17 protein-coding genes are annotated in these 22,669 nt (G+C 48.3%); 8 read left to right on the top strand and 9 right to left on the bottom strand.

Going from position 1 to position 22,669, the window contains the following annotated elements:
- Positions 1 to 35: 35 nt before the first annotated feature.
- The 3 genes from KFF03_RS15575 to KFF03_RS15565 all read right to left on the bottom strand — a co-directional run bounded on the left by KFF03_RS15575 (position 36) and on the right by KFF03_RS15565 (position 4,112).
- Positions 36 to 506: a phosphate-starvation-inducible PsiE family protein gene (locus KFF03_RS15575; RefSeq protein WP_255857839.1), complete on the bottom strand. Its 471-nt coding sequence runs from the start codon at positions 504 to 506 to the stop codon at positions 36 to 38.
- A 25-nt stretch (positions 507 to 531) separates the two neighbouring features.
- A complete protein-coding gene (locus KFF03_RS15570) occupies positions 532 to 1,152 on the bottom strand; it encodes a MarC family protein (RefSeq protein ID WP_255857838.1) in 621 nt (206 codons plus the stop codon).
- A gap of 89 nt (positions 1,153 to 1,241) precedes the next feature.
- The gene (locus KFF03_RS15565) at positions 1,242 to 4,112 is read right to left on the bottom strand and encodes a hypothetical protein (RefSeq protein WP_255857837.1); all 2,871 of its coding nucleotides are present in this window, start codon (positions 4,110 to 4,112) and stop codon (positions 1,242 to 1,244) included.
- A gap of 210 nt (positions 4,113 to 4,322) precedes the next feature.
- Here KFF03_RS15565 and KFF03_RS15560 point away from each other — a divergent pair, with 210 nt between their 5' ends.
- The gene (locus KFF03_RS15560) at positions 4,323 to 10,205 is read left to right on the top strand and encodes an alpha-2-macroglobulin (protein ID WP_255857836.1); all 5,883 of its coding nucleotides are present in this window, start codon (positions 4,323 to 4,325) and stop codon (positions 10,203 to 10,205) included.
- Positions 10,206 to 10,222: 17 nt separating this feature from the next.
- The gene (gene pbpC, locus KFF03_RS15555) at positions 10,223 to 12,583 is read left to right on the top strand and encodes a penicillin-binding protein 1C (RefSeq protein WP_255857835.1); all 2,361 of its coding nucleotides are present in this window, start codon (positions 10,223 to 10,225) and stop codon (positions 12,581 to 12,583) included.
- Between the two features lie 29 nt (positions 12,584 to 12,612).
- Here the strand turns inward: pbpC and KFF03_RS15550 are convergent, their stop codons facing one another.
- Together KFF03_RS15550 and KFF03_RS15545 are read right to left on the bottom strand one after the other, a co-directional pair.
- Positions 12,613 to 13,608 (bottom strand): LLM class flavin-dependent oxidoreductase, encoded by a 996-nt coding sequence (locus KFF03_RS15550; RefSeq protein WP_255857833.1) that lies wholly within the window; start codon positions 13,606 to 13,608, stop codon positions 12,613 to 12,615.
- 138 nt (positions 13,609 to 13,746) lie between these two features.
- Positions 13,747 to 14,646 carry a LysR family transcriptional regulator gene (locus tag KFF03_RS15545; protein WP_255857832.1) on the bottom strand — a complete coding sequence of 300 codons (900 nt, stop codon included), beginning with the start codon at positions 14,644 to 14,646 and terminating at the stop codon, positions 13,747 to 13,749.
- 101 nt (positions 14,647 to 14,747) lie between these two features.
- Between KFF03_RS15545 and KFF03_RS15540 the strand changes: the two genes are divergently transcribed.
- Positions 14,748 to 15,599, top strand: a complete 852-nt coding sequence (locus tag KFF03_RS15540; protein ID WP_255857831.1) for an SDR family oxidoreductase — start codon at positions 14,748 to 14,750, stop codon at positions 15,597 to 15,599.
- A gap of 155 nt (positions 15,600 to 15,754) precedes the next feature.
- On the opposite strand, the gene KFF03_RS15535 is transcribed toward KFF03_RS15540, so the two are convergent.
- A complete protein-coding gene (locus KFF03_RS15535) occupies positions 15,755 to 16,537 on the bottom strand; it encodes an ABC transporter substrate-binding protein (protein ID WP_255857829.1) in 783 nt (260 codons plus the stop codon).
- A gap of 112 nt (positions 16,538 to 16,649) precedes the next feature.
- On the opposite strand from KFF03_RS15535, the gene KFF03_RS15530 reads away from it, so the two are divergent.
- Positions 16,650 to 16,994: a hypothetical protein gene (locus KFF03_RS15530; RefSeq protein ID WP_255857828.1), complete on the top strand. Its 345-nt coding sequence runs from the start codon at positions 16,650 to 16,652 to the stop codon at positions 16,992 to 16,994.
- Between the two features lie 6 nt (positions 16,995 to 17,000).
- On the opposite strand, the gene KFF03_RS15525 is transcribed toward KFF03_RS15530, so the two are convergent.
- Together KFF03_RS15525 and KFF03_RS15520 are read right to left on the bottom strand one after the other, a co-directional pair.
- On the bottom strand, positions 17,001 to 17,471 hold the full coding sequence (locus tag KFF03_RS15525) for a DUF523 domain-containing protein (RefSeq protein ID WP_255857827.1): 471 nt from the start codon (positions 17,469 to 17,471) through the stop codon (positions 17,001 to 17,003).
- Positions 17,468 to 18,247 (bottom strand): methyltransferase domain-containing protein, encoded by a 780-nt coding sequence (locus KFF03_RS15520; RefSeq protein WP_255857826.1) that lies wholly within the window; start codon positions 18,245 to 18,247, stop codon positions 17,468 to 17,470. The genes KFF03_RS15525 and KFF03_RS15520 overlap by 4 nt, the downstream gene beginning before the upstream one ends.
- A 163-nt stretch (positions 18,248 to 18,410) precedes the next feature.
- Between KFF03_RS15520 and KFF03_RS15515 the strand changes: the two genes are divergently transcribed.
- From KFF03_RS15515 to KFF03_RS15505, 3 genes are all read left to right on the top strand, one after another.
- A complete protein-coding gene (locus tag KFF03_RS15515; RefSeq protein ID WP_255857825.1) occupies positions 18,411 to 19,169 on the top strand; it encodes a S9 family peptidase in 759 nt (252 codons plus the stop codon).
- 186 nt (positions 19,170 to 19,355) lie between these two features.
- Positions 19,356 to 20,174 (top strand): GGDEF domain-containing protein, encoded by an 819-nt coding sequence (locus KFF03_RS15510; RefSeq protein WP_255857824.1) that lies wholly within the window; start codon positions 19,356 to 19,358, stop codon positions 20,172 to 20,174.
- Positions 20,175 to 20,981: an ABC transporter substrate-binding protein gene (locus KFF03_RS15505; protein ID WP_255857823.1), complete on the top strand. Its 807-nt coding sequence runs from the start codon at positions 20,175 to 20,177 to the stop codon at positions 20,979 to 20,981.
- Between the two features lie 15 nt (positions 20,982 to 20,996).
- On the opposite strand, the gene KFF03_RS15500 is transcribed toward KFF03_RS15505, so the two are convergent.
- Positions 20,997 to 21,446: a YaiI/YqxD family protein gene (locus tag KFF03_RS15500; protein WP_255857822.1), complete on the bottom strand. Its 450-nt coding sequence runs from the start codon at positions 21,444 to 21,446 to the stop codon at positions 20,997 to 20,999.
- A 214-nt stretch (positions 21,447 to 21,660) separates the two neighbouring features.
- On the opposite strand from KFF03_RS15500, the gene KFF03_RS15495 reads away from it, so the two are divergent.
- Positions 21,661 to 22,578 carry a metal-dependent hydrolase gene (locus KFF03_RS15495; protein WP_255857821.1) on the top strand — a complete coding sequence of 306 codons (918 nt, stop codon included), beginning with the start codon at positions 21,661 to 21,663 and terminating at the stop codon, positions 22,576 to 22,578.
- Positions 22,579 to 22,669 lie beyond the last annotated feature (91 nt).

Raw genomic sequence — 22,669 nt, 5'->3', positions numbered from 1 at the left:
TTAACGTTCTGCCATTAGCGCCTGCCCAACAGGTGCTAATGCGAGGATTTTTTACTGACCAGCCAATAAGAGACTCCCAGTGCCAATACCACTGCAGCGATGCCCATAATGTAGTTGGGCGTGATCGTGTCAAAGTCGAGAATGATTACTTTACGGGCGATTGCCATCAGAGCTGTTGCAATCACCAGCTGTATCGGTAACACATTCGTGCCGAGGTAAAGCCGGATGTTAATAAAAATTTCGACGGCAATCAGTACCACCATAAAAGCAGCAAATACCTGAAAAATATCATTCACGCTGAGGAGTAAAAAGGGTGGTTCAACCAGACGCTGATACACCACAAATACAACATCCGCTACCCCCCAGATAATGATCAGAACCATCAGTATGGCCAGAGTTTTGATGGCGAGACGAATAATCTGATGAAGAAAACGAATTAACGGGTCGTCGTGTTCTTCGGGTAATTCTTCATGAACAATAGACACTTTTTTGTTTTTGTCTGTCATGTTTCAGTCTCCTCTTCTCTGATGTTTATGGTGTTACATTCAGGTTGAAATAGCTGGTGATGCCTTCCAGGACGTTGGTTATTGCCACGGCCGCTAATATCACTCCCATGATTCGGCTGACAACGCTGGCACCGCTGAGTCCAATGACTTTGTTTATTTTTCCGGACATGAGCATTAACAGGTAGGTAACGATGAGCACTGATAACAACACAACAAAGGTCAGTGCCTGTTCTGTCAGGGTATAGAGTGAATCTTCAGTGAGTAATACAGCGGCTAACATCGCCCCTGGGCTGGCTATAGAAGGCACGGCCAGTGGAAAAATGGCTGTTTCACGCTGATTGTTTAATAAACGTAATTCTTCATCGGGTTTGCTTTCACCAAAAATCATGGTTAATGCAAATAAAAATAATACGATACCGCCAGAAATCTGGAATGCGGATAATGGAATCGACATCGCATTCAGAATTAACTCGCCTGCAACAACAAAGAACAGTAATACGGCTGCCGCCGTCAGGGTGGCCATCAGAGCAATGCGGCGTTGCGCCTTTTCGTCAAATTGTCGGGTAACCGCAAGAAAAACGGGGACGGTGCCGATGGGGTCAACGACAGCAAAGAAAGTAATGAACGTAGCGGCGATATCGATCATAGTGAATCACAAGTTACGCAAACACTTTCAGCATATCGTAATTACATCAAACTGTCCCCGGAGGAAGTGTTGTGACAAGTCAGGATATGTCAGAACTGATAGCCAATACTGAGGTAGACCTCGTCTTTTCCTTCATCTTTGTCAAAACCGTGGGCATAGCCCAGCCTTAACGGTAATGGCATGGCGTAAAACACCACCAATTCGGTACTGAACTCAACGCCAGCAGAGGTCAGGTATTTTGCGTCTTGCTGGTCCTGCCAGGCTGCGCCCGAATCAACAAACACGTTGGCACTCATATTACCCAGACCCAGAGGGAAAATATCCCAGTTGCGTTCAATATCCCCAAGGCGGGTGCGCCACTCCAGTGTGTTCACATTTAACCGGCTGCCACTTTGTACGGTATCGCTGTAGCCACGCAGTGCCCAGCTATCACGCCCGAATAGGGTGTCGGTGGTTTGCAGGTCATTTCCGCCGAGGTCAAAACGTTTGGCGTCATCATCGCCATAAGCGTTTGAGGTATTGAAGGCTAACACACTGGTTCCCGGCAGATCGGTAAAGACACTCCAGTTCAGGTTATAACGGTTGCCATCATAATCACTACTGATCGCATCATTGGTTTCCCAGATAAAGGCGGCCTGATGGCCCCAGCTGGTTCCCGGAGAATGCAAAAATCCTTCGGCGTTAGAGAAGTCAATCCGGGCACCGACTAAGCCTTCTTGTTTTGCGTCTTCATATTGAATAAAGCGTTTATCACTGTTTTTACCAGACAGATCTTTTTCTTTATCGCTGTGTAAGCCGAGGCTGAACTGAAGCTCATTTTCGAACGCAGAAAACAGGTTGATGCGCGCAATCTCTATCACGTCAGATTCACGAACCTGAAGTCGCTCTTCATTGTTGATGTCCCGTTCGTTGTATTCGTGCTCACGTAAAAAACTGAACTGCCATTTATTATCATAAAAATATTGCAGTGAACCACTGCTGACGCCATTCGTTGTATCGTGTATTAACGATGCTTCATAGCTGTGGCGTAATAATGCATCTTTGCCGTCGATGGATGCACCAATAAAGCTGGAATTATCATCACCACCCAGAATCGGCATCCAACGTGTGGGCACCAGTGATTTCCAAGGGCTGTAGTCCTGAATGTCGCTGTGCTGAACAAACCGTGAATACGGGTCAGGATAATTATATTCGCCGCGAATATCGGTCAGAGAAAAAGACTGAATAATTTCAGCATCTTCTATAACACTGTGCTCATAGCCATCTGCCGTATAATTCTGCAGGTAAACTTTGTTGTTCACGACTTCGGGTGATAAAGCGCCGCCCATCAGGTGTGTCAGCTGCGATATTTTCTGGGTGGTTAAATCCAGCGTATAAATATTGTAGGTTGTTTCGTAGTCCGCTGCATAAATCAGCGTGTTGTTGTCAATAAACTGGGGGCCGGTTTCAATGGCTTTGCTGTTGGTGATGGCTCGCCACTGACGCTTGTTGATATCAAATAACTCCAGATTCCAGCCCTGATTTTTGCGTTTTACCGTAGCAATGATGGTGTTGCCATCGGGAGATACCGAAAATTCACCCAATACATCATCCAATGTACCTTGCCATAACGTGTTTAATGGATCGCCTTGTGCTGATAACAAGTCCAGTTGGCTCACACCATCTTTTAAACGCTTGGCCAATATTCGTGACGGCTGATTTTGTTGGACTGGCATCCAACGAATATCGCGATAGCGTTTGTTTTTGGTTAAGCGTATTTCCTGCTGGTCTTTCAGCATAAAAATATCAGCATAGGCGCGACCGTCTGCCCGGTTAACTAAGCGGGTATATAACACGTCGCCGTTAGTATTAACGTCAATATTATTGGCATCTTTAACTTCAGCCAGTTTTTCTAGCGAACCGCTTTCGTTGACTTTAACGATATGCTGTCGGTCTTCACCGTTACGGTAGAGGTAATAATAGTCTTTACCGTTACTGGCACTGGCATCAAGAGAATAGCCTTCATTACTGACAGTATTCAGGCTGGTCATCTTCTGCTGTTGAATGTCTGCAATTTGTGGTTCAAACCGTTGTTGCAGCCAGCTTCTGAATTCTTGCCAAAGACCCTGATAATTTTTACCAAAAACTTTTCTGGCATCTGGATTTAAGAAAAGAAAGTTGAATGGCACCAGGTTGCGGGAATACAGCGCTAAATACTCACGCAGTTTATCTTCACCATAAGTATCGGTTAAAAATTGGTAGTAATAATAACCATACAAATAATGTTTGCCGATCGGCCAATCGCGTAAGGTAATCGCAACCTGATTCAGGTCGTCGATGCCGTTTAAGACTTCCATGCGCATTTGCATATCATAGCCCTTGCTCTGACCACGACCCAAACCCAGTTCATGATTGGTTTCTGTATAAACCGCCAGCCCTTCGATCAGAAAGCCGGGTTGATAAGCATGAGGGAATGTCAGCGTATGACGCCCTAATATTTTACGCACCGAGCCGGGAATACCCCGTGCCATATCGATGTGAATAACATGAGTCAGTTCGTGGGTAATCAGCAGGTTCAGCCAGTCATCATAGGCTTCCAGTGTGGTACCGCCATCGGGAGGGCTGAGGAACAGGCGCATTTGATTAAAGGGTTCGACATGAGCCCAGCCATTTGACGCATCAATGTCATCAGTCAAAACAACCTGGACTTTATCTTTGGGAGTCCACCCCAGGCGTTTGGTTAAAATAGGCCACTGGGTTTCTGAAATGGTTGCGGCACGTTTGGCCATTTGTTGATGCTGTTCCAGAAAATGAAAAGCAAAGTGTTCTGTCTCCAGTGTTTTCCATTGATCACCAGGCAGAATCCAGGCAACAGCACCTTCATTATTGGCGTAAGAAATCGATGGCAATGTCACGCTCACCAACGCACTGGCCGCAATGGCGCTCGATAACAGTGTGGGAATCAATTTGGATTTAGGCATGAGAACTCACCGATCAATAACAATATATCATCAGTTTAGCGAGTCACTTGTTAACCGTAACTTAACTAACTTTGCCTCTTTTGTTCAGCTGAGATTCAGCTATGGCTTTATGATCGGTGTGTGGCTGATTTGATGTCTGATGTCATTTCACTCAACAGTTGAAGTGACTATACTCATGCCAGTTTATTGATTAATAAGGACAAGGCGGACATGACCGATAGTGCAACGGAAAAAACGGATCAGAAGCCTGGAAAGAAAGGCATACTTATTCGTTTACTACTGATGTTAACGGCGCCTGTTCGTCTGGTGTTCCGTGTCCTGTTCGGTTCTCTCAACTGGAATGCGCCAACCTGGCTGCAATGGAGCAATCAACTACGTCAGTCGAAACCACTGATTTTCTACTTTCTGCTGGTTGTTATTTTTGCCGGCTTTCAGCATCAGTATTTTTACGAGTTGTATCACAAGCTCTGGCCACAACCACTGGCCGTTGTCGCCGAGGTTGGTGCTCCCGGGCTGATGGGTCGCCACTCCGGAGCGCAGCCTGAAGCATTACGGCTGGATTTTCGTTTTGATCAACGCAGCCTGAGTCAGCGGTCGGATAAGAGCAGCCGCTACCCTTCAGCAGCACCGTTAGAAAACATTGGTGAAACAGTGACCCGTGGCATTCGTCTGTTTCCGGAAAAAGCCGGTACCTGGCACTGGGAAAATCAGAACACACTGATGTTTATCCCAAAACAGGACTGGCCTGCTGGCCAGGAATACGAAGTTACCTTAGCACCACAATTGATTCAGCCAGACCTGCAGTTGGCCAACACCGAATACCGCTTCGAAACCCGACCGTTTTCTGCCAGCATCAAGGATATGGAGCTGTATAACGACCCGCTGGATCGTTCTTTGAAAAACCTGGTCGCCACCGTGTCTTTTTCTCATCCGGTGCAACAGCAAGCACTGAATGAACTAATCAGCCTGCAGGAAAAACACGATGGTGTGACTGCCGCTCGCCGCTTTAATTTTGACGTGACCTTTAGCGATGACGGCTACGATGCCTATATCAAATCAGCGCCGATTAAATTACCGCAGCAGGAAGCGTATGTATTTTTGACCGTTAGTGATGATGTTGCTAACGCAGAAAAAACCACCACGCTGGGCAAAGACGTTAAACGTAAAATGCTGTTGCCGGATACGTCGAGCTTTATGAAAGTACGCGATGCCCGCAGCCAGATTGTGCGTAATAAAGATAATGACCCCGAACAGGTTATTACCATTTCTCTGACCGACCATGTGTCTGAAGATGAGTTTAAACAACGCCTGAATCTTTATAGGTTGCCGCGTCACCGCTCAGTGGGTTATATCCGTAAAAACGGTTACAGCAATGCCCATAAAATTCGCTATGAATTGATTCCTAATGCTGAGCCATCGTCGGATATTTATAACCTGCGTATTGATGAACCTGAGCGTAAATATCTTTACCTGCGTGTTGAAAAAGGCCTGAAATCGGTCAGTGGTTTTGCCATGACTAAAACATATGAAGAGGTGCTCAGGGCTCCGGAATATCCGAAAGAACTGGATATTGCCGGTGAAGGCAGCTTGTTGTCATTAGCCGGTGATAAAACCCTGAGTTTCAGCGCCCGTGGAATTAACGAAATCCGTGTGAATATTTATCGTTTGTTAGATGATCAGCTGAATCACTTTGTCACCCAGACTTATGGTGATCTTGATGAACTGGAGTTCAGTAACTACAACTTCAATAAATATAATCTGACCCGATCTTTCCAGAAGCGTTTGTATCTCTCCGGAAATTCAGCCAAAAAAGTTAATTATGCATCACTGTCTCTGGCGCAATATCTGAAAAGCCAGGCGGCGGGTATTTTCATTATCGAAGCCGAAGGTTATCAGAAAGGTCGTGATTACAGCGTCGTTACTGAAAAACGTATTGTGATGGTGACAGACCTCGGCATCATGTTGAAAAAAGCCGCCGACGGCCAACAGTTTGTTTATGTGCAATCGGTTAAAACAGGTAAACCTGTGGCTGGTGCCAGAGTCAAACTGCTGGGTCGTAATGGTATCCCAGTATTTTCAGCCACGACCAATGCTCAAGGTGGCGTAACGTTTGCCAGTGCTGATCGTTACCGCAATGAGCGCCAGCCGGTTGCGTATTTGGTGAGTTATGGCAACGACAGTTCCTATCTGCCATATAGTCGCCATCAGCGTCGAATTGATTTTTCCGGTTTTGATATCGACGGTGAATACGGTGGCAATAATAATGGTAAAAACCTGAAGGGTTTCCTGTTTTCTGACCGGGGCATTTATCGTCCGGGTGAAACCGTCAGCCTGGGTGTGATGGTTCGACAGGAAAATATGCAGGTAAAAACGGGTATTCCACTGGAGCTGAGTATTCATGACCCGAAAGGTAATGTGGTATTAAAAGAGAGAATGGCGGTTCCGGAAAACGGCTTGTTTGATCTGGAAATGCCAACCACCGCTGCGACGCCAACCGGTGATTATGAAGCACACTTATACCGGGTGAATAAACGGGGTTACACCTCCACGCACCTTGGCCAAACAGAATTTTCGGTAGAAGAATTTCAGCCGGACAGCATGAAGATCCGCACCGAGCTTGTGCCGGGCGTCAGTAAAGGCTGGTATAGCCTGACGCAGGCTGAAGCCGCAACGGCGACTGGTTTGAAGGCAAAAGTACAACTGAAAAATCTGTTCGGCACGCCAGCACAAAATCGCCGGGTTGAAGCGGCGATTGAACTCAAGCCCGTGACTTTCGCTTTCCGGGAATTCAGCGATTATCGTTTTACCGATCCATTGCGCCATAACAAAGCCCGTAATGGTCGACTGAATCAAACCTTACCTGGCACTCAATCCGATAATGAGGGCATGGCCGAGTTTGATATTTCACTGCAGCAATTTGATAAAGGTACTTACCGTTTAACTTTTTATGGCGAAGGTTATGAGCCTGGTGGTGGTCGCAGTGTCACTGCCCAAAGTGAAATGCTGGTCTCGCCACTAAGTCTTCTGGTCGGGCATAAAGCGGATGGTCAGTTAAAATATCTGAAAAAAGATCAGCAACGCCATGTACATTTTATTGCGTTAAATCCGCAGCTGGAAAAACAGGCCATGACAGGGCTGAAGCTGGTTCGTATTAAGAAACAACCCATTTCGTCACTGGTTCGTCAGGAAAACGGTTTATACGCCTATCAGACTGTGATCCGTGATGTTGAAATGTCATCCGATGATTTTGAGTTTGATAGCAACGGTGGCCAATACGCATTGGACACTTCTGAGCCCGGTGATTATCAGCTGTCGCTGTATTCCGCTAACGACGAATTATTATCGCGCTTTAAATACAACGTAGCAGGCAGTGCTAATTTAGCCGGTCGATTAGAGAAAAATGCCGAGCTATCGATTCGTCTGAATAAAAACGATTACAAGGCTGGAGAAGAAATCGAGGTCAATATTATTGCTCCTTATACCGGTTCTGGTCTGATCAGTATCGAAAGTAATACCGTGCACGCACAGAAGTGGTTTACTTCCACGACTAACAGCTCGGTACAAACCATACGCGTTCCACCGGGTCTGGAAGGTAATGCGTATGTGAATGTGGCTTTTGTTCGCTCTCTGGATTCACAGGAAATTTTTACCAGTCCGCTGAGTTATGCCGTTGTGCCGTTTAATATTGATCGCAGCAGCCGGGTAATGGATATCAAACTGGAAGCACCGGAGCGAGTAGAGCCGGGCCAGAAGGTGGCTATTAATTACAGCTCCGATAAACCGGGCAATATTATTGTGTTTGCGGTTGATGAAGGCATTTTGCAGGTGGCTGATTACCAGCAGCCTAAACCGCTGAATCACTTTATGAAGAAAAAAGCGTTGCAGGTCAGCAGCTTCCAGATTCTCGATATGATTTTGCCGGAATACAGCGTGTTCCGTAATCTTTCTGGTGTGGGTGGTGGTTCGCCAATGGCCGAATTATTAGGCGCTAACCTTAATCCATTTGCCCGTACACTGGATAAGCCTGCAGTGTTCTGGTCCGGAGTAATGGGGGTCGATAATAAAACCCGCAGTGCTGAATTTATTGTGCCGGATTCATTCAGTGGCAATCTGAAAATAATGGCCGTTGCAGCTAATGAATCGTCGTTGGGTATTGCCCAGCAAGATACGCTGGTGCGTGGCTCGTTTGTATTATCACCGAACGTACTCACCGTGGCTGCACCGGGGGATGAATTTGATGTCACGCTGGGAGTCGCCAATCTGGTACCGGGTGTAGCGGATAAAGGTAAGGTGCAGGTGTCGCTGCAGTTATCCGATAACCTGGCGCTGGCCGGTAATCATTCGCAAGAAACGGGTTTAACACAAAAAGCGGGGTTAACAACGGAGCTGAACATTGCCGAAGGCAACGAAGGCCGTACCGATTTTCGCATTAAAGCGCTGAATAACCCTGGCGAAGGACGACTGGTATTTACCGCTCAATACATTGATGAACAGGGAATGCCGGGCAGAAAAACCAGCCGTGTGGCAACGTTAAGTGTCAGACCGGCGCAAACCTTCCGTACCCGGGTTGCTTCCGGATTTGATGACAGTGGTAATGCCGAAGCTCAGTTACCATTTGCCCTCTACCCGGACTTTGCTTCGCAGAGCATTTCTGCGTCATCCAGCCCGATGGTTATGGCGGGAGGTCTGAGCCAGTACCTGGATAATTATCCGCATGGTTGTACCGAACAGATTGTCAGTCGGGTATTCCCATGGCTGGGTCTGGCGGCATCACAAACGGATGCGGCGATGCAACAGAAAACCCGAGATCATGTTAAGCGGGTCATTGGCACTTTATATTCACGCCAGACCAGCGAAGGCGGATTTAATATGTGGCCGGGTTATTACGGCAGCCATTTTGCCAGCCTGTACGCGACTCACTTCTTGCTGGATGCTAAAGCGTATGGTTACGCGGTGGAAAATGAACTGATCAGTTCCACTGTAGAATACCTGCGTCGTATTGCCCGGCAGCAGGCTAATGGTCGTGTGGCACAACGCCACCGCGCCATAGCAATTTATCTGTTGGCACGGGCACAGGAAATTCCAACCAATTATCTGATTGATCTGCACGACACGCTGAAATCACAGGGTGAAAGCTGGCAAAAAGATATTATGGCGATGTATATGGCGGCCACTTATCAGTTGCTGAAAAAGCACGATGAGGCGGCTGCGATGGTGGAGCAGTTTGGCTTTGATAATAAAGTGGAAGAGCCAACCGACTTCCAGTCGGACCTGACGGTTAACGCCCAATACGTGTATCTGGTATCGGCACACTTCCCGAAAATTCAGCAGCAGCTGGATGTGGAAAATACCATTATGCCGTTATTACAACCGTTGATGCGTGGTCGCTTTAATACCATCAGTGCATCGTATACCACTATGGCGTTACAGGCTTACAGTCGCCAGAATCGCGCGCGTTACGGTGATGAAACCGAAGACACGTTCCGTTTTGTGGTGAAGGATAAAGATGGTGAGGAAATTCAGCTGGATAACCTGGCGTTATCGTCGACGGTAATTTTCCCAACTGCGAATATTCCGCTGAATCAGAATACGCCAATATCTGACGAGATTTTAATTCGTGGTGATAATCCGGTGTTTTATCAGGCCAGCCAGTCTGGCTTCCCGGCGGTAATGCCGGCTGCTGAAAACAGTAATCTGGAAGTGGTGCATCAACTGTTGAATAAAGATGGTAAAGAAATTACCACGCTGAAACAGGGTGAAGAAGCTGTGGTGCGTTTGCGCATTCGCACCCTTAACGGCAGACAGGTTGATAACATTGCTGTGATTGATTTACTGCCGGGTGGTTTTGAAGTGATTCGTGAATCGGTGCCTCGTCAGAGCAATCACTGGAACAGCGATTATGTCGATGTTCGTGAAGACCGGGTGATTTTCTATGGTGGCTTCGGATCATCTGTTACCGAACTTGAGTACCGTATCAAGGCGACTGCAGCAGGTGAATTTATTGCACCGCCAGCTTATGCCGAATCTATGTACGATCCGGATATCTGGTCACAATCGGCAGCAGCAACAATCACCGTAGTAAACGATGAATAATCGGCGGGATTAAATCCGTGAAACGTTTTTTACGGGTGACGTTGGTGGGCAGTTTGTCGGTTGTCATGCTGTTATGGCTGGCGGCCGTTTTGTTGCCAAAACCGACGCTGTTTGCCTGGCAAAGCTGGTCAACGGCTTATTACGATCAAAACGATGAACTGCTACGACTGACGCTGGCAGACGATGATCGCTATCGTCTGCCGCTGACGCTGGAAGAAATCAGTCCACAGATTCGTCAGGTCACCACCCTTTATGAAGACCAGTATTTTGATCATCACTTTGGCGTTAACCTGATTGCGTTATGGCGGGCATTTATTACCACTTACGTCAGCAATGAACGACGTGTTGGTGGTTCAACCATCACCATGCAGGTTGCCCGTCATGCTTTCCGGATTGAGTCCCGCACCATCGTCGGAAAAATTCAGCAGATTTTTGCAGCCTTATGGATTGAATTACATTACAGCAAGGCTGAAATTCTTGCGGCATATCTGAATTCAGTTTCTTACGGTGGCAACATCGAAGGCATTGGTGCTGCCAGTCTGATTTATTTTCATAAACATGCACGAGATCTGAATCTGGCTGAAGCCATGGCCTTGGCGGTGGTGCCACAAAACCCGGTTAAGCGTAATCCGCAGACGATCAGCGGTTATCAGAATATGTTGTGGGCGCGCGATATTCTTTATCAGCGCTGGCTGACCGATGTGCCTGAAACAGCAGAGCAATTAGGGTTGGTAAAACTGTGGATGTCGTTACCCTTGCAGATATACCGCAGCGCCGATCTGCCGTTTCTGGCGCCACATTTTGTTCGTTATCTTAATCAGCGTTATCGCTATTTAAGCGGTAATATCAAAACCACATTAACTCTGTCGCACCAGCAATTACTGGAGAAACACATTCGTGCCTGGGTCGAATCCCGGCATGATGTGGGGATTCAAAATGCGGGTGCTGTTCTGGTGAATAACCACAACCACAATATTGAAGCCTGGGTGGGGTCGGTGGATTTTAATAATCACGACATCAGCGGTCAGGTTGATATTGTTACCGCCAAACGTTCGCCGGGTTCGACTCTGAAACCTTTTGTTTATGGCCTGGCGATGGATCAGGGAAAAATACATCCACTGACATTGCTGAAAGACGTTCCGCAGCGCTATGGCGCGTATACGCCGGAGAACTACGACAAACAGTTTGCCGGACCACTGACGGCTACCGATGCATTAATTACCAGCCGTAATGTACCGGCGGTATCGCTGGCGACGCAGCTAACCAGCCCGGGGTTTTATTCCTGGTTGCAGCAGGCCGGTATTTCACCACTCAAAGCTGAAAAACATTATGGCATGTCGCTGGTATTAGGTGGGCTGGATGTCAGCATGCTTGAGCTGGCACAGCTTTATACGATGTTGTCGTCGGCAGGAAAACTACAACCGTTAAATACCGTGTTGGATTCTGAAATGAATGCCAACGAAATGAAGTCAGTCCAGCGGCAGTTATTAACTCCGGAAAGTGCCTGGTTGGTTCTGAATATGTTGCAGCAAAACCCGGCGCCCGGACACAACCTGGCGCAACAAATGGTTGTCAGAAATCGTGCAAAAATTGGCTGGAAAACCGGTACTTCATACGCTTTTCGTGATGCCTGGGCTGCTGGAGCCAATGATGATTACACCCTGATTGTCTGGGTGGGAAATTTTGATGGAAAGGGTAACCCGAACTTTATTGGCCGCTCCGCAGCCGGACCATTATTTTTTAATATTATGCGTGCTTTATCGCCGCTTCCGGGTTCTGAAAAGCGTAATCACGGCACCGACCTGAATGTGCAGCAGGTTAATATCTGTGAACCAACAGGCAAGCTGCCGGAGAAATATTGTCCGCGGCAGAAAGCGGGCTGGTTTATTCCCGGTGTATCGCCTATTGCCACATCGGATATATTCCGGGCAATCCCTTTTGATATCCGTACGGGTAAACGTGCCTGCTATCACACCCAGGGTAAAACCCGGTTAGAGGTGTATGAATTCTGGCCGTCGGATATTCGTCAGATATTTTCCATGGCGGGGATTCAGCGACGTCAGCCTCCGGCGGCTCCGGCTGAATGTGCATTAACCTCGGCGTATAACGGTGTTGCTCCACAAATCACCTCGCCGGTGGCAGGGTTGGAATATCAGTTGCGGCTGAATAATCGTGGCGAACAGGCGATTCCTTTGCAGGTCACACTGGATGCCGATGCCTCCCACGCTTATTGGTTTGCGGATAATGAATTTATTGGCAAAAGCAGCGGTAACGAAACTTTGTTCTGGCATGCCCGTCCGGGTCAGTATCGTTTAACCGTGACGGATGATCGTGGGCTCAGTGATGAGCAAACCCTCTCGGTGCGGGCACTGCAATAGTATGCCCGCTCTGTTGTGGATGGTGGTTACTAAGCTTTCAGTTCCATCACTAACTCCAACGCTTTTAAGCGTTTGCCTTCGTCATAAATATCATTGGTAAACATCAGCTCCTGTATCGGCAGTTGTTCCACCATCACTTCCAGTTTTGATTTTACGGCCGCCGGGCCACCACTGACCGACAGTCCTAAAAAGGCTTCAACCTGCAGTTGTTCCATCGGGCTCCAGATACCTTTCATGGATTCTACCGGCGGCGGTAAATACAGCGCCTGGCCTTTCATTAACGACAACACCCGCTGCTGTGAACTGGTACCGAGGTAAGCGGCTTCATCGTCTGTTTCAGCCAACATCAGTGGCAAACATAAAATGGCGTAGGGTTTTTCCAGCTGTGCCGATGGCTGGAAATTCTGCTGATAAAGCGCCAGTGCTTCGCGCGCCAGCTTAGGAGCAAAATGCCCCGCGAATGCATAAGGTAATCCACGTTGTGCTGCCAGCTGGGCGCTGAATAAACTCGATCCCAGCAACCAGATATCCACCTGGCTGTTAGCACCGGGATACGCCTGTACGCGTTTATCGCCAGCATCCGGACCTAATAAGGTTTGCAGTTCGCTGACTTCATCGGGAAAGTTTTCCGCACGCATATCGTCGCGACGTAATGCGCGGCTGGTAATCGGGTCAGTACCTGGCGCACGGCCCAGGCCTAAATCGATCCGACCGGGGAATAAACAGTCCAGCGTACCAAACTGTTCCGCTACAACTAACGGCGGGTGATTGGGCAACATAATGCCGCCGGAACCTACACGGATATTTTCAGTTTGTGCGGCCACCTGACCAATTAATACCGAGGTGGCGCTGCTGGCGATGCCCGCCATATTGTGGTGTTCGGCTAACCAGAAACGTTCGAAGCCTAACTGGTCGGCATGTTTGGCGTAACGCAACATACGCTGCAGTGTGTCACCAACGGAACTGCCGGTTGGTACCGACGCAAGATCCAGCAGAGAAAAAGGAATATCAGACAGGGTGGCCATAACGCATTACCAGAAATTTTACCCGCTCAGAATGGCATATCCTTGCGGCGTCATCATCCCTGTTTTCTGGTAAAGATTGTTGCGCTTAATCGTGCAGTATTTTTGGGTTGTTTTACTCCGTTGTTTTATCGGAGCGTTTTATTGGGCAGAAAAGATATTCTCCTGTAATAAATAATCGATCACCGCCCGGGTGCGTTGTGGTACCTGACGCCGTGATGGATACACCAGAGAAAATACCAGTGTTTCACTGCCGATCGACGGCATCAGTTGCAGTAACTGGCCGGAGGCAATTTCTTCTCGCACAGTGGTCGGTAATAACGCACCAATGCCTAAACCGGCAACCACCATTTGTTGCATCATCAGTGGTGAATTACAGCGATAGCAATAATCCGGCTGAATATTAATGTGTTTCCCGTGTTGGCGCAGTCCAATTACATGCTGGTGGTTGAGATCAAAGCTGACCCAGCGATGCTGATCCAGCTCAGCCAGGGTTTTTGGTGAACCGTATTGATTGAGGTAGGCCGGACTGGCGAACAGCGCAAATTGTTCTTCATGCATGACCCGGGCAATCACCGAATCGTCTTTGGGTAAACCGATGCGGATTGCCAGATCAATTTGCTCACCGATTAAATCCAGTCGGCTGTCATCGAGAATCAGATCCAGCTCGATATTTGGGTAGCGCTGACGAAAGTCATCCAGCACCGGCAATATGTATTTATGGGCAATATCGTGATTCATGGTAATTGCCACCCGGCCGCTGGGCAGCTGCGGGGTGGTGATGGCCTCAATACCATTAAGAATATCCGGCAGCTGGCGTGCCTGCTCATACACCTGCTGACCTTCGCTGGTAATGGTCAGCTGACGGGTAGAGCGCTGTAATAAGCGTACACCAAGGTCCTGTTCCAGCTGTGCCACCTGCTCGCTGATACGTGAGCGGCTGCTGTTGAGCTTACGTGCTGCGGCGGCAAAACTGCCACACTCAACCACGCTGGCGAAGATGGCTAACAAGCGCAGATGGGAAAAATCAATTGTACTCAAAGTCCGAACTCCGTATTCGGTATTGATCGTCTTATGGTGACGATGAGTGTGGCGCATACTGCTTGCGAATTCCAGATAAACACACTCCGAGGAGAGTTATTATGATTGCGATTACAGGTGCCAACGGCCAACTGGGTCAATTAGTGATTAACAGCCTGCTGCAGAAAACCGCAGCCGCTGACATCGTTGCGCTGGTGCGTAACCCGGACAATGCTCAGGCATTAAAAGATCTGGGTGTGGAAGTGCGCAAAGCTGATTACAACCAGCCGGATACCTTAACCAGCGCGTTAGCGGGTGTTCACAAACTGCTGCTGATTTCCGGCAGTGAAGTGGGTCAGCGGGTGCCACAACATACCGCAGTGATTGAAGCCGCAAAAGCGGCAGGCGTAGAGCTGTTCGCTTACACCAGTATTCTTAAAGCAGATACCAACCCAATGGTTCTGGCACAGGAACATAAGGTGACTGAAGAGTTGATTCAGCAGTCCGGTTTACCGGCGGTGATTCTGCGTAATGGCTGGTACAGCGAGAATTACACCCAGAGTCTGCCGGTGGTATTAGAAACCGGTGCAGTTGCCGATGCTGCGTCTGACGGCCGTTTCTCAACCGCATCCCGTAAAGATTATGCCGAAGCCGCGGCGGTGGTATTAACCTCCAGCGAAAATCACGCGGGCAAAACCTACGAGCTGGCCGGTGATCAGAGCTTTACGCTGAGCGACTATGCCGCAGAGATTTCCCGCCAGAGCGGTAAACATATTCAATACAGCAATATGGCGCAGCAGGATTTCGCTGAGCTGTTGGTGCAGGTAGGTCTGCCAGAGGGCTTTGCCGCAGCACTGGCTGATTCCGGTGTGCAGGCGAGCAAAGGCTGGCTGGAAGATAACTCGGGTACGCTGGGGCGGTTAATTGATCGTCCTACCGAAACTCTGGCTGAAGCGGTGGCGGCAGCACTGTAATCAGATCCCCTGAGTGCTTAACAGCGCCGAGGTTAACAATCCCGATGTTAGCAATGCCGAAGTTAACTGCGACCCGGCAGCGGGATAGATCAGGCGGAAGCGTGTTTCTGCCTGATCAACTAAGAATTTAATCATTCCCAGACAAATCATCTCTTTCACGGCATAGATACAAAACTTTTATTATATTTCCGAACCAGCTGACGGTATTTTTCCGTTTGGCGGAAATCACTCATCGCTCTGGCAAATTTTTCAGCCAATTTCTGGTGCTTTTTGGCTTTTGAAAAAGCGAGGAAATTTTTTGTGGTAGTCAGTGGCACATCGAGAACAGCCAGTTCGCTGAAGTTGGGCTGTTGAATTAAATTCTGATAATCAACCGGGTTGATCAGGGCCAGATCAATGCGGCCATTCTCGAGTAATTCAGTCATGTGACGATAGTTTTTAAAAACAATTTTTTTAATGTGTTGTGCATCATCAAATTGTTGTCCATAGCTGTAGCCATGCTGTACACCAATGGCATGCCCTGCGAGGTCTGATAATTGTCCCTGGAAGGCAAAGCCAGGGGCGTGATTCGGGTGGTATACCAGGAAGTGATCCGTACAACTGAGTAAATTACGTTTCAGGAAGATTGCATAATCCGAGCGCTCGTTATTTTTGGATATATAAGAAATTGCATCCCCTTGGCCATTTTTGATCATCTGTTGAGCACGTTTCCAGGGGACACTTTCAAAGCGAACGTCAATGTCAGTCTGCTTTGCTACGGCTTCAATTAATTCGATATGAAACCCCGTCAGCTTGCCATCCACCACCATTTCATCTGGCGGATAGTTGTCATCACCCCGTAAAATCACCAGTGATTCGGTGAGGCTGGTGGCGTTTGCTGTGCCGAGCAGAAAGAGAGTAAAAAACAGGCAAACTAGTTTGCTATTATGACTTTTCATAAACTTCAGAAAACCGATGCGCTGGTTGATATGAGCAGTAAAGTTTAGCTTAATATTCGTGGGTTACGAGTTTTTAGCGCCGTGTTTGCTATATAAATGACAGGATAAAGTGATGAGTCAGGGAGTCTGGGCCTTAATTGGTGTCACGATTGGAGCGATATTAACCGGAGTATTCAGCTTCGTGATGCAGGAACGGCAGTTTCGTCACAGCCGTGATATGTTCAAGCTGCAGAATAAAAGCAAAGAAGCGGTGAAAGACATTCTTGAGGAAATGTTAAATCATCGTACCTACGCTGAGCGTTCGTTTCAGGCGTTAAAAAAGCCAATTGGCGGTTTTTCTGATGAAGAAATCCGTCAGATCCTGCACGAGCTGGAAGCTAAAAAGACCATCCGGGAAGATGGCAGTGAGTGGTGGTATCTGATCAGCCGTCAGCAAGACCGCTTCCGCAATCGTTAATTACCTTCAAGTCTTTGCCAGATAATCCAGTAAGGCCTGAAAGTTATCCGGACTGAAGCAACGAATGTTGTGATCTTCCAGCAATTGAGCGGTAACCCCAAGCCCTTCAATTAAGGTGCCGTTAAACTCCCCATTATAAATACCATCGCTGCCACAAGAAGGAGAGCGGGCGGCCAAGAGTGCGGCAATAGCGTTATGTTGTTGTGCCAATTGCAGCGTTTTTTGTGCACCTGACTGAAATTCATCCGTCACATTCTGGCCGTCATGAGTGATGACCTGACCCTGAACAATTTCAGCGGCAGGACGTGGCGTGGGCAGCCCTCCCAACATTTCCGGGCATACCGGAATAATGCGGCCCTGTTGCTGCCATTGATGAATTTGTGCCTGATAGGCGGCTACTTTCTGGTCGTTGCTTTTACCATCATAGCGAACCGGCTGACCTAACAGGCAAGCACTTATCAGGATGTCAGGCTTCATTGTTTTTGCGCCAGAAAGTGAACATAACGACCCAGGCGGCGATACGGCTCCTGTAAGCCAAATTCCAGATCCGCAAGGTTCACTTTATCCTGGCCGATCCGTTCACGGATTTTTTGATGCATGTGATCGTGCACACAACGAATGCCACGCCAGCGTTGCAAGGAAAACCCAAGTGTTTCCAGTTGTTGCTGAATGACATCCGGATCCAGCGGGTGCTGAGGTGCATTGCCGGATTCCCGCAGCCTCTGATTGCTGGACGTCGGTGCGTGCGTGCGGCCGTTCATCAGTTGCCGCCATTGGTGGCCGTGCAGATTATAAAACATCAGGGATAACCAGCCGCCGGGTTTCACCCGATCGGCCAGTTGCTGTAAGGCTTCCAGTGGTTGCTCCAGCCATTCCAGTACCGCGTGGTTCAGCACCACATCGTATTGCTGCGGAAATTCAGCCGCACAGTCCTGTAGCCCACACTGTTTGCTGATGAGCGGTAATTGTTGTGCGGCGAATTGATCGCGCGCCAATGCCAGCATCTCTTCGGAAATATCACACAAGCTGATGTGTGCCTGTTGTTGCGCTAACAGCAGGCTGAACTGTCCCTGGCCGCCGCCAATATCCAGTACCTGTGCATCATTCAGCGGGATGTTCAGGTCGCTGAAGTCCTGTTGCAACGCCGCCAGCCGTAACTGCCCTTTGGGGGTGGCGTAAATGGTTCTGCGGAAACGTTCGGCCAGATCATCAAAGTTGCGGTCGGCGGTGGAGGGCGGCTTGTGGATGCTCATAACGGTGTTCTGTTGGATGTTCGTGCAGAGTTTACCAGAGGAAACTATTTATCAGGTTAATTACTCCAATTGATTGGCGTAAGTGCAGGTTCTGCAACTAAGCTGCAACGTATAAACACGATTTGTATCAGCCCGATCAGGGCTATTTTCTGAGGAATGATCCATGGCACGGGAAAAGGTCGAATTTACCAACAACGACGGTATTAAACTGGCGGGAGCGCTGGAGCTGCCAGAAGAAACACCACACGGTTATGTGTTGTTTGCGCATTGTTTTACCTGCGGTAAAGATATTGGTGCGGCATCGCGGATTGCCCGGGAGCTGGCATCAAACGGCTATGCGACTTTGCGTTTTGATTTTACCGGGTTGGGCAATTCAGACGGTGACTTTGCCAATACCAATTTTTCCTCCAACGTTGAGGATTTATTAGCGGCAGCAGATTTTCTGCGTCAGCATTACCAGGCTCCGTTGATGTTAATTGGTCACAGCCTCGGCGGGGCTGCGGTCCTGGCAGCGGCGAAATCGGTTCCGGAAGCCAAAGCGATTGTCACCGTTGGCGCTCCGGCTGCTCCGGGTCATGTGGCTCATAATTTTCAGCAGCATGTGGATCAGATTGAGGCTGATGGTGTGGCAGAAGTGTGTTTATCCGGCCGCAGCTTCACGATTAAGAAACACTTTCTGGAAGATATTCGTGAAACTCAGTTGGCTGAGGACATTCGTGGATTGCGTAAAGCCTTATTGGTGTTCCATTCTCCAACCGATGACACCGTCAGCATTGACGAAGCGGGTAAGATCTTTGGTCAGGCACTGCATCCGAAAAGTTTTGTCTCGCTGGACGATGCCGACCATTTATTACGCAAACCGGCCGACGCACGTTATGTTGCCGAAACCATTTGTGCCTGGGTGCATCGCTACCTCGACTGAGAGGTTGCGAGCTTAGCCCTCATCTTTAACCCCTAAAGCCTAACCCCTAATTTCTAGCCCCTAATTTCTAGCCCGTAACCCGCGGATTAATAACAGAAATATAAAGAAAGTTACGAGCAAATACGCAGATAGCTGCTAGACTCAAAGCCTACTTCTGTTTTTCTGATGTAAGGGGCACATCGCTTTATGGCTGAAGCGCTGTCACAACCAGACTCTGTTAATCCTCAGTGTGAGCATCATGGGGCGTCTGCAACAGGTGGTAATCTGTGTCCGGCGGGTGATGACTGTGCGTATTACGAGGAAGTCATCAGTCTGCGTACGGAAGTAGTCACCGATCCGCTTACCGGGCTGTTTAATGTCCGCCATTTCCGCGAAGCGCTGGAGATGGAGCTGGAACGAACCGAACGCACCCTGATTTCTACTGCCGTCATGATGATCGACCTGGATCATTTTAAGCAGATTAACGATACCCACGGCCATGAAGCTGGCAATCTGGTGTTAAAACAAACGGCTCGCCTGATACGTGATACGACACGACGGCTGGACATACAGTGCCGTTATGGCGGTGAAGAGTTTGTTGTGATTCTGCCCACCACGGAGCTGATGCTGGCCGCACACGTGGCAGAACGTCTGCGTGAAAGTATTGCTTCAACACCGGTATTTCTTGATGAAGATACGGTGATTGGTGTCACGGCCAGTATTGGGCTGGCGTTACACAGTGCCGAGCAACCCACGACGGCTTCACGCCTGGTTGAGGCAGCAGACGAACAACTTTACCGGGCCAAATCAGAAGGTCGTAACCGGGTGTGTTACCCGGTATTTGAAGTCCCTGAAACCCAGGTGTCCGGTGATGAAAAACAAGCACTGGGCGCCATGTTCAGTGATGCTGATGACGAAGCACCCTCTCCGGGTACGGAAGACAATCCGGACTTTGGTTTTAACCATGATCATGATGATGAACAGGACTTTATCGATGATGATGACGGCCAGCAGTGGATACTCTAGATGTCATGGCTGTCTCGCCTGGGTCTTTTGTTACTGCTGGTGGTGTCTTTTTCGGTGTCTGCCGATTCCCTTATTTCTCAAACATTCGATAACAACGGCAGCTCTGCCAACAATCATACGCTGCGTTTGTGTACGTTAGACCACTGGCCCCCTTTTGTTGATCGCAGTGCCATGAAGGGTGGATGGGCGGTTCAGGTTGTGGATGAAACGCTGGAGCTGGCGGGTATCAATTTCCAGCGTTTTTATGTTCCCTGGGCGCGTGCCGTTGAATTAACACAAAACGGCGATTGTGATGCCATCAGTGAGCTCTATCACGATCCTCAGCGTGAACTCTGGGCAGACTTTTCTCATCGTTATGGTGAGTTATCCATGACCTTGTTTACTCATGTTGATCACAACCTGAAATTTGACTCGTTATCCGATTTAACCGCCTATCGTATTGGTTTATTACGCGGGGCAAATATCTCGCCGCAGTTTCATCGCACCGAAGGTTTACAACTGGTTCCGCTGAAAAGTGTGCAGCAAGGACTGAAACTGGTGTATCACCAGCGCATTGACGGTTTTGTGACCGGAGAAAAAGCCATTCGTTTTGCTATGTATCAGCTACAAAACCAGCTGTCGGATATTAAAACCCAGTTAAAACCGGTTGCTCCTGCTATTCATGTGAATGAGTTATTTCTTGGGTTTAATAAACTCGACCCGGAAAATACCAAGTGGCGACAACGCTTTAATCAGGCGTTAAAGCAGTTGATGGAGTCCGGGCGTTATCATCAGATTCTCGAAGAGCAGCATCTGGTTAATCGTTAACAGACTTTTGTTTATTCAGATGTGTTTTGCCAGCCAGCGATCCAGTGCGTTGGCGAACATTTGCTTATCTTTATCCGAAAACGGCGCTGGGCCACCACTTTGCACACCGCTTGAGCGTAAGGTTTCCATAAAGTCACGCATATTCAGTTTTTGCCGGATGGTTTCGGCTGAATAAGGCTCTCCACGGTTATTGACGGCATCCACCTTATTTTCCATTACCTCTGCTGCCAGAGGAATATCCTGAGTGATCACCAGGTCTCCCGGTTTTGCTTGTTGTGCAATCAGGTTGTCGGCGACATCGAACCCGGCTTCAACCTGAACATTAATCAGAAAAGCTGAGGGTGGCAGCGGGATGCGGTGGTTGGCGACAAATCGTGTCAGGGTTTCAGTGCGAACCGCGGCACGGCAGATAATTTCACGAACGGCTTTTGGTGTGGCGTCGGCATCCACCCAGATGGTTGTCATACATTATTCCGGATCAGTTTCGGGCGTTGGTGTTATTCAGGGGTAACGATATCTATAGTGGCACAGACAGGATAACCAGAGTAGTGCTAAATAGAGGTCCATGGCTGAATATAACCCCCTTTTTTTGTCTTGATAACACCTGTGATTACAACAGCCTTCACTGCATAGTGAGGTAATCCACAATAAAAATATCGATAACAGATGGGGTTATGTGATGAAACAGGTTTCTGCAGATCTTGGCGGTAAGGTTGATATCAAACCACGTCGTATGTCGTTTCCATTTGAAACGGTTAAACAACGCTTCTTCTTTAAAAATAACTCAGTGATCTCGGCGTTTGCTGCAGCACTGTCGTCGACATTTCCCCCAGGCGAATCTGAGTTCATTGCATCCGTGCGGTTATACCGTGATCGGGTAACTGACGAAAAATTAAAACAGCAGATTCGTGGTTTTATTGGTCAGGAAGGTCATCATAGCCATCAACACAAGCGTGCCAATGAAGCGTTAAAAGAGCTGGGTCTTGATGCCGTTCGATTAGAGAAACATCTTGAAAAAGACATCAAAAAGTTCACTGCCAGAAAGTATGCCACCCCAAAATTCCGTTTAGCCATGACGGTAGGAATGGAACATATTACGGCCATCATGGCGGAATTTATATTAAACAATCCGGATGTACTCGAGCCAATGGACGACACCGTTAAGGAGTTATTGTATTGGCATGCGGTTGAAGAAATCGAACATAAAGCGGTGGCGTTTGATGTGTATATGAGCATCGAGAATGATCAGAAATATCTACGAAAAATATTACGCCTGGTGACGGCATTGTTTTCAATACGCATTGCGCTCTATATGGTGGCTTTATTGTGGTGGGCGAAAAAAATGCCCAAATGGCGTGAGATTAAAGGCTTTTATCAGTTCCTGTGGGGCAAAAAAGGCGTCATCACCAATATCCGCCAGCCTTACCGCGATTATTTTAAAGAAGGTTTCCACCCGTGGGATCATGATAATCAGGCGCTGGTGGATATGTGGAAAGCAGAAATGTACCGTCCGGAGCATGATATGGGGTTAAACAAAAAAGACAATCACAGTCATGAAAAGCCGGATGCTGATCATCTTCAGGGCGCATTAGCGTGAAGGTCAGATCGTATTAGTCTGATGACTTAATAGAGTCAGGTCTTAGAAAAGTTGAGTGTGTATGACTCATTTTGCCGGAGCTTTGCTCCGG

Source organism: Bacterioplanoides sp. SCSIO 12839 (genome assembly GCF_024397975.1).
Classification (GTDB): Bacteria; Pseudomonadota; Gammaproteobacteria; order Pseudomonadales; family Oceanobacteraceae; genus Bacterioplanoides.
Note: the sequence above shows the minus strand (reverse complement) of the source record. Positions and strands in the feature narration are given on the sequence as shown.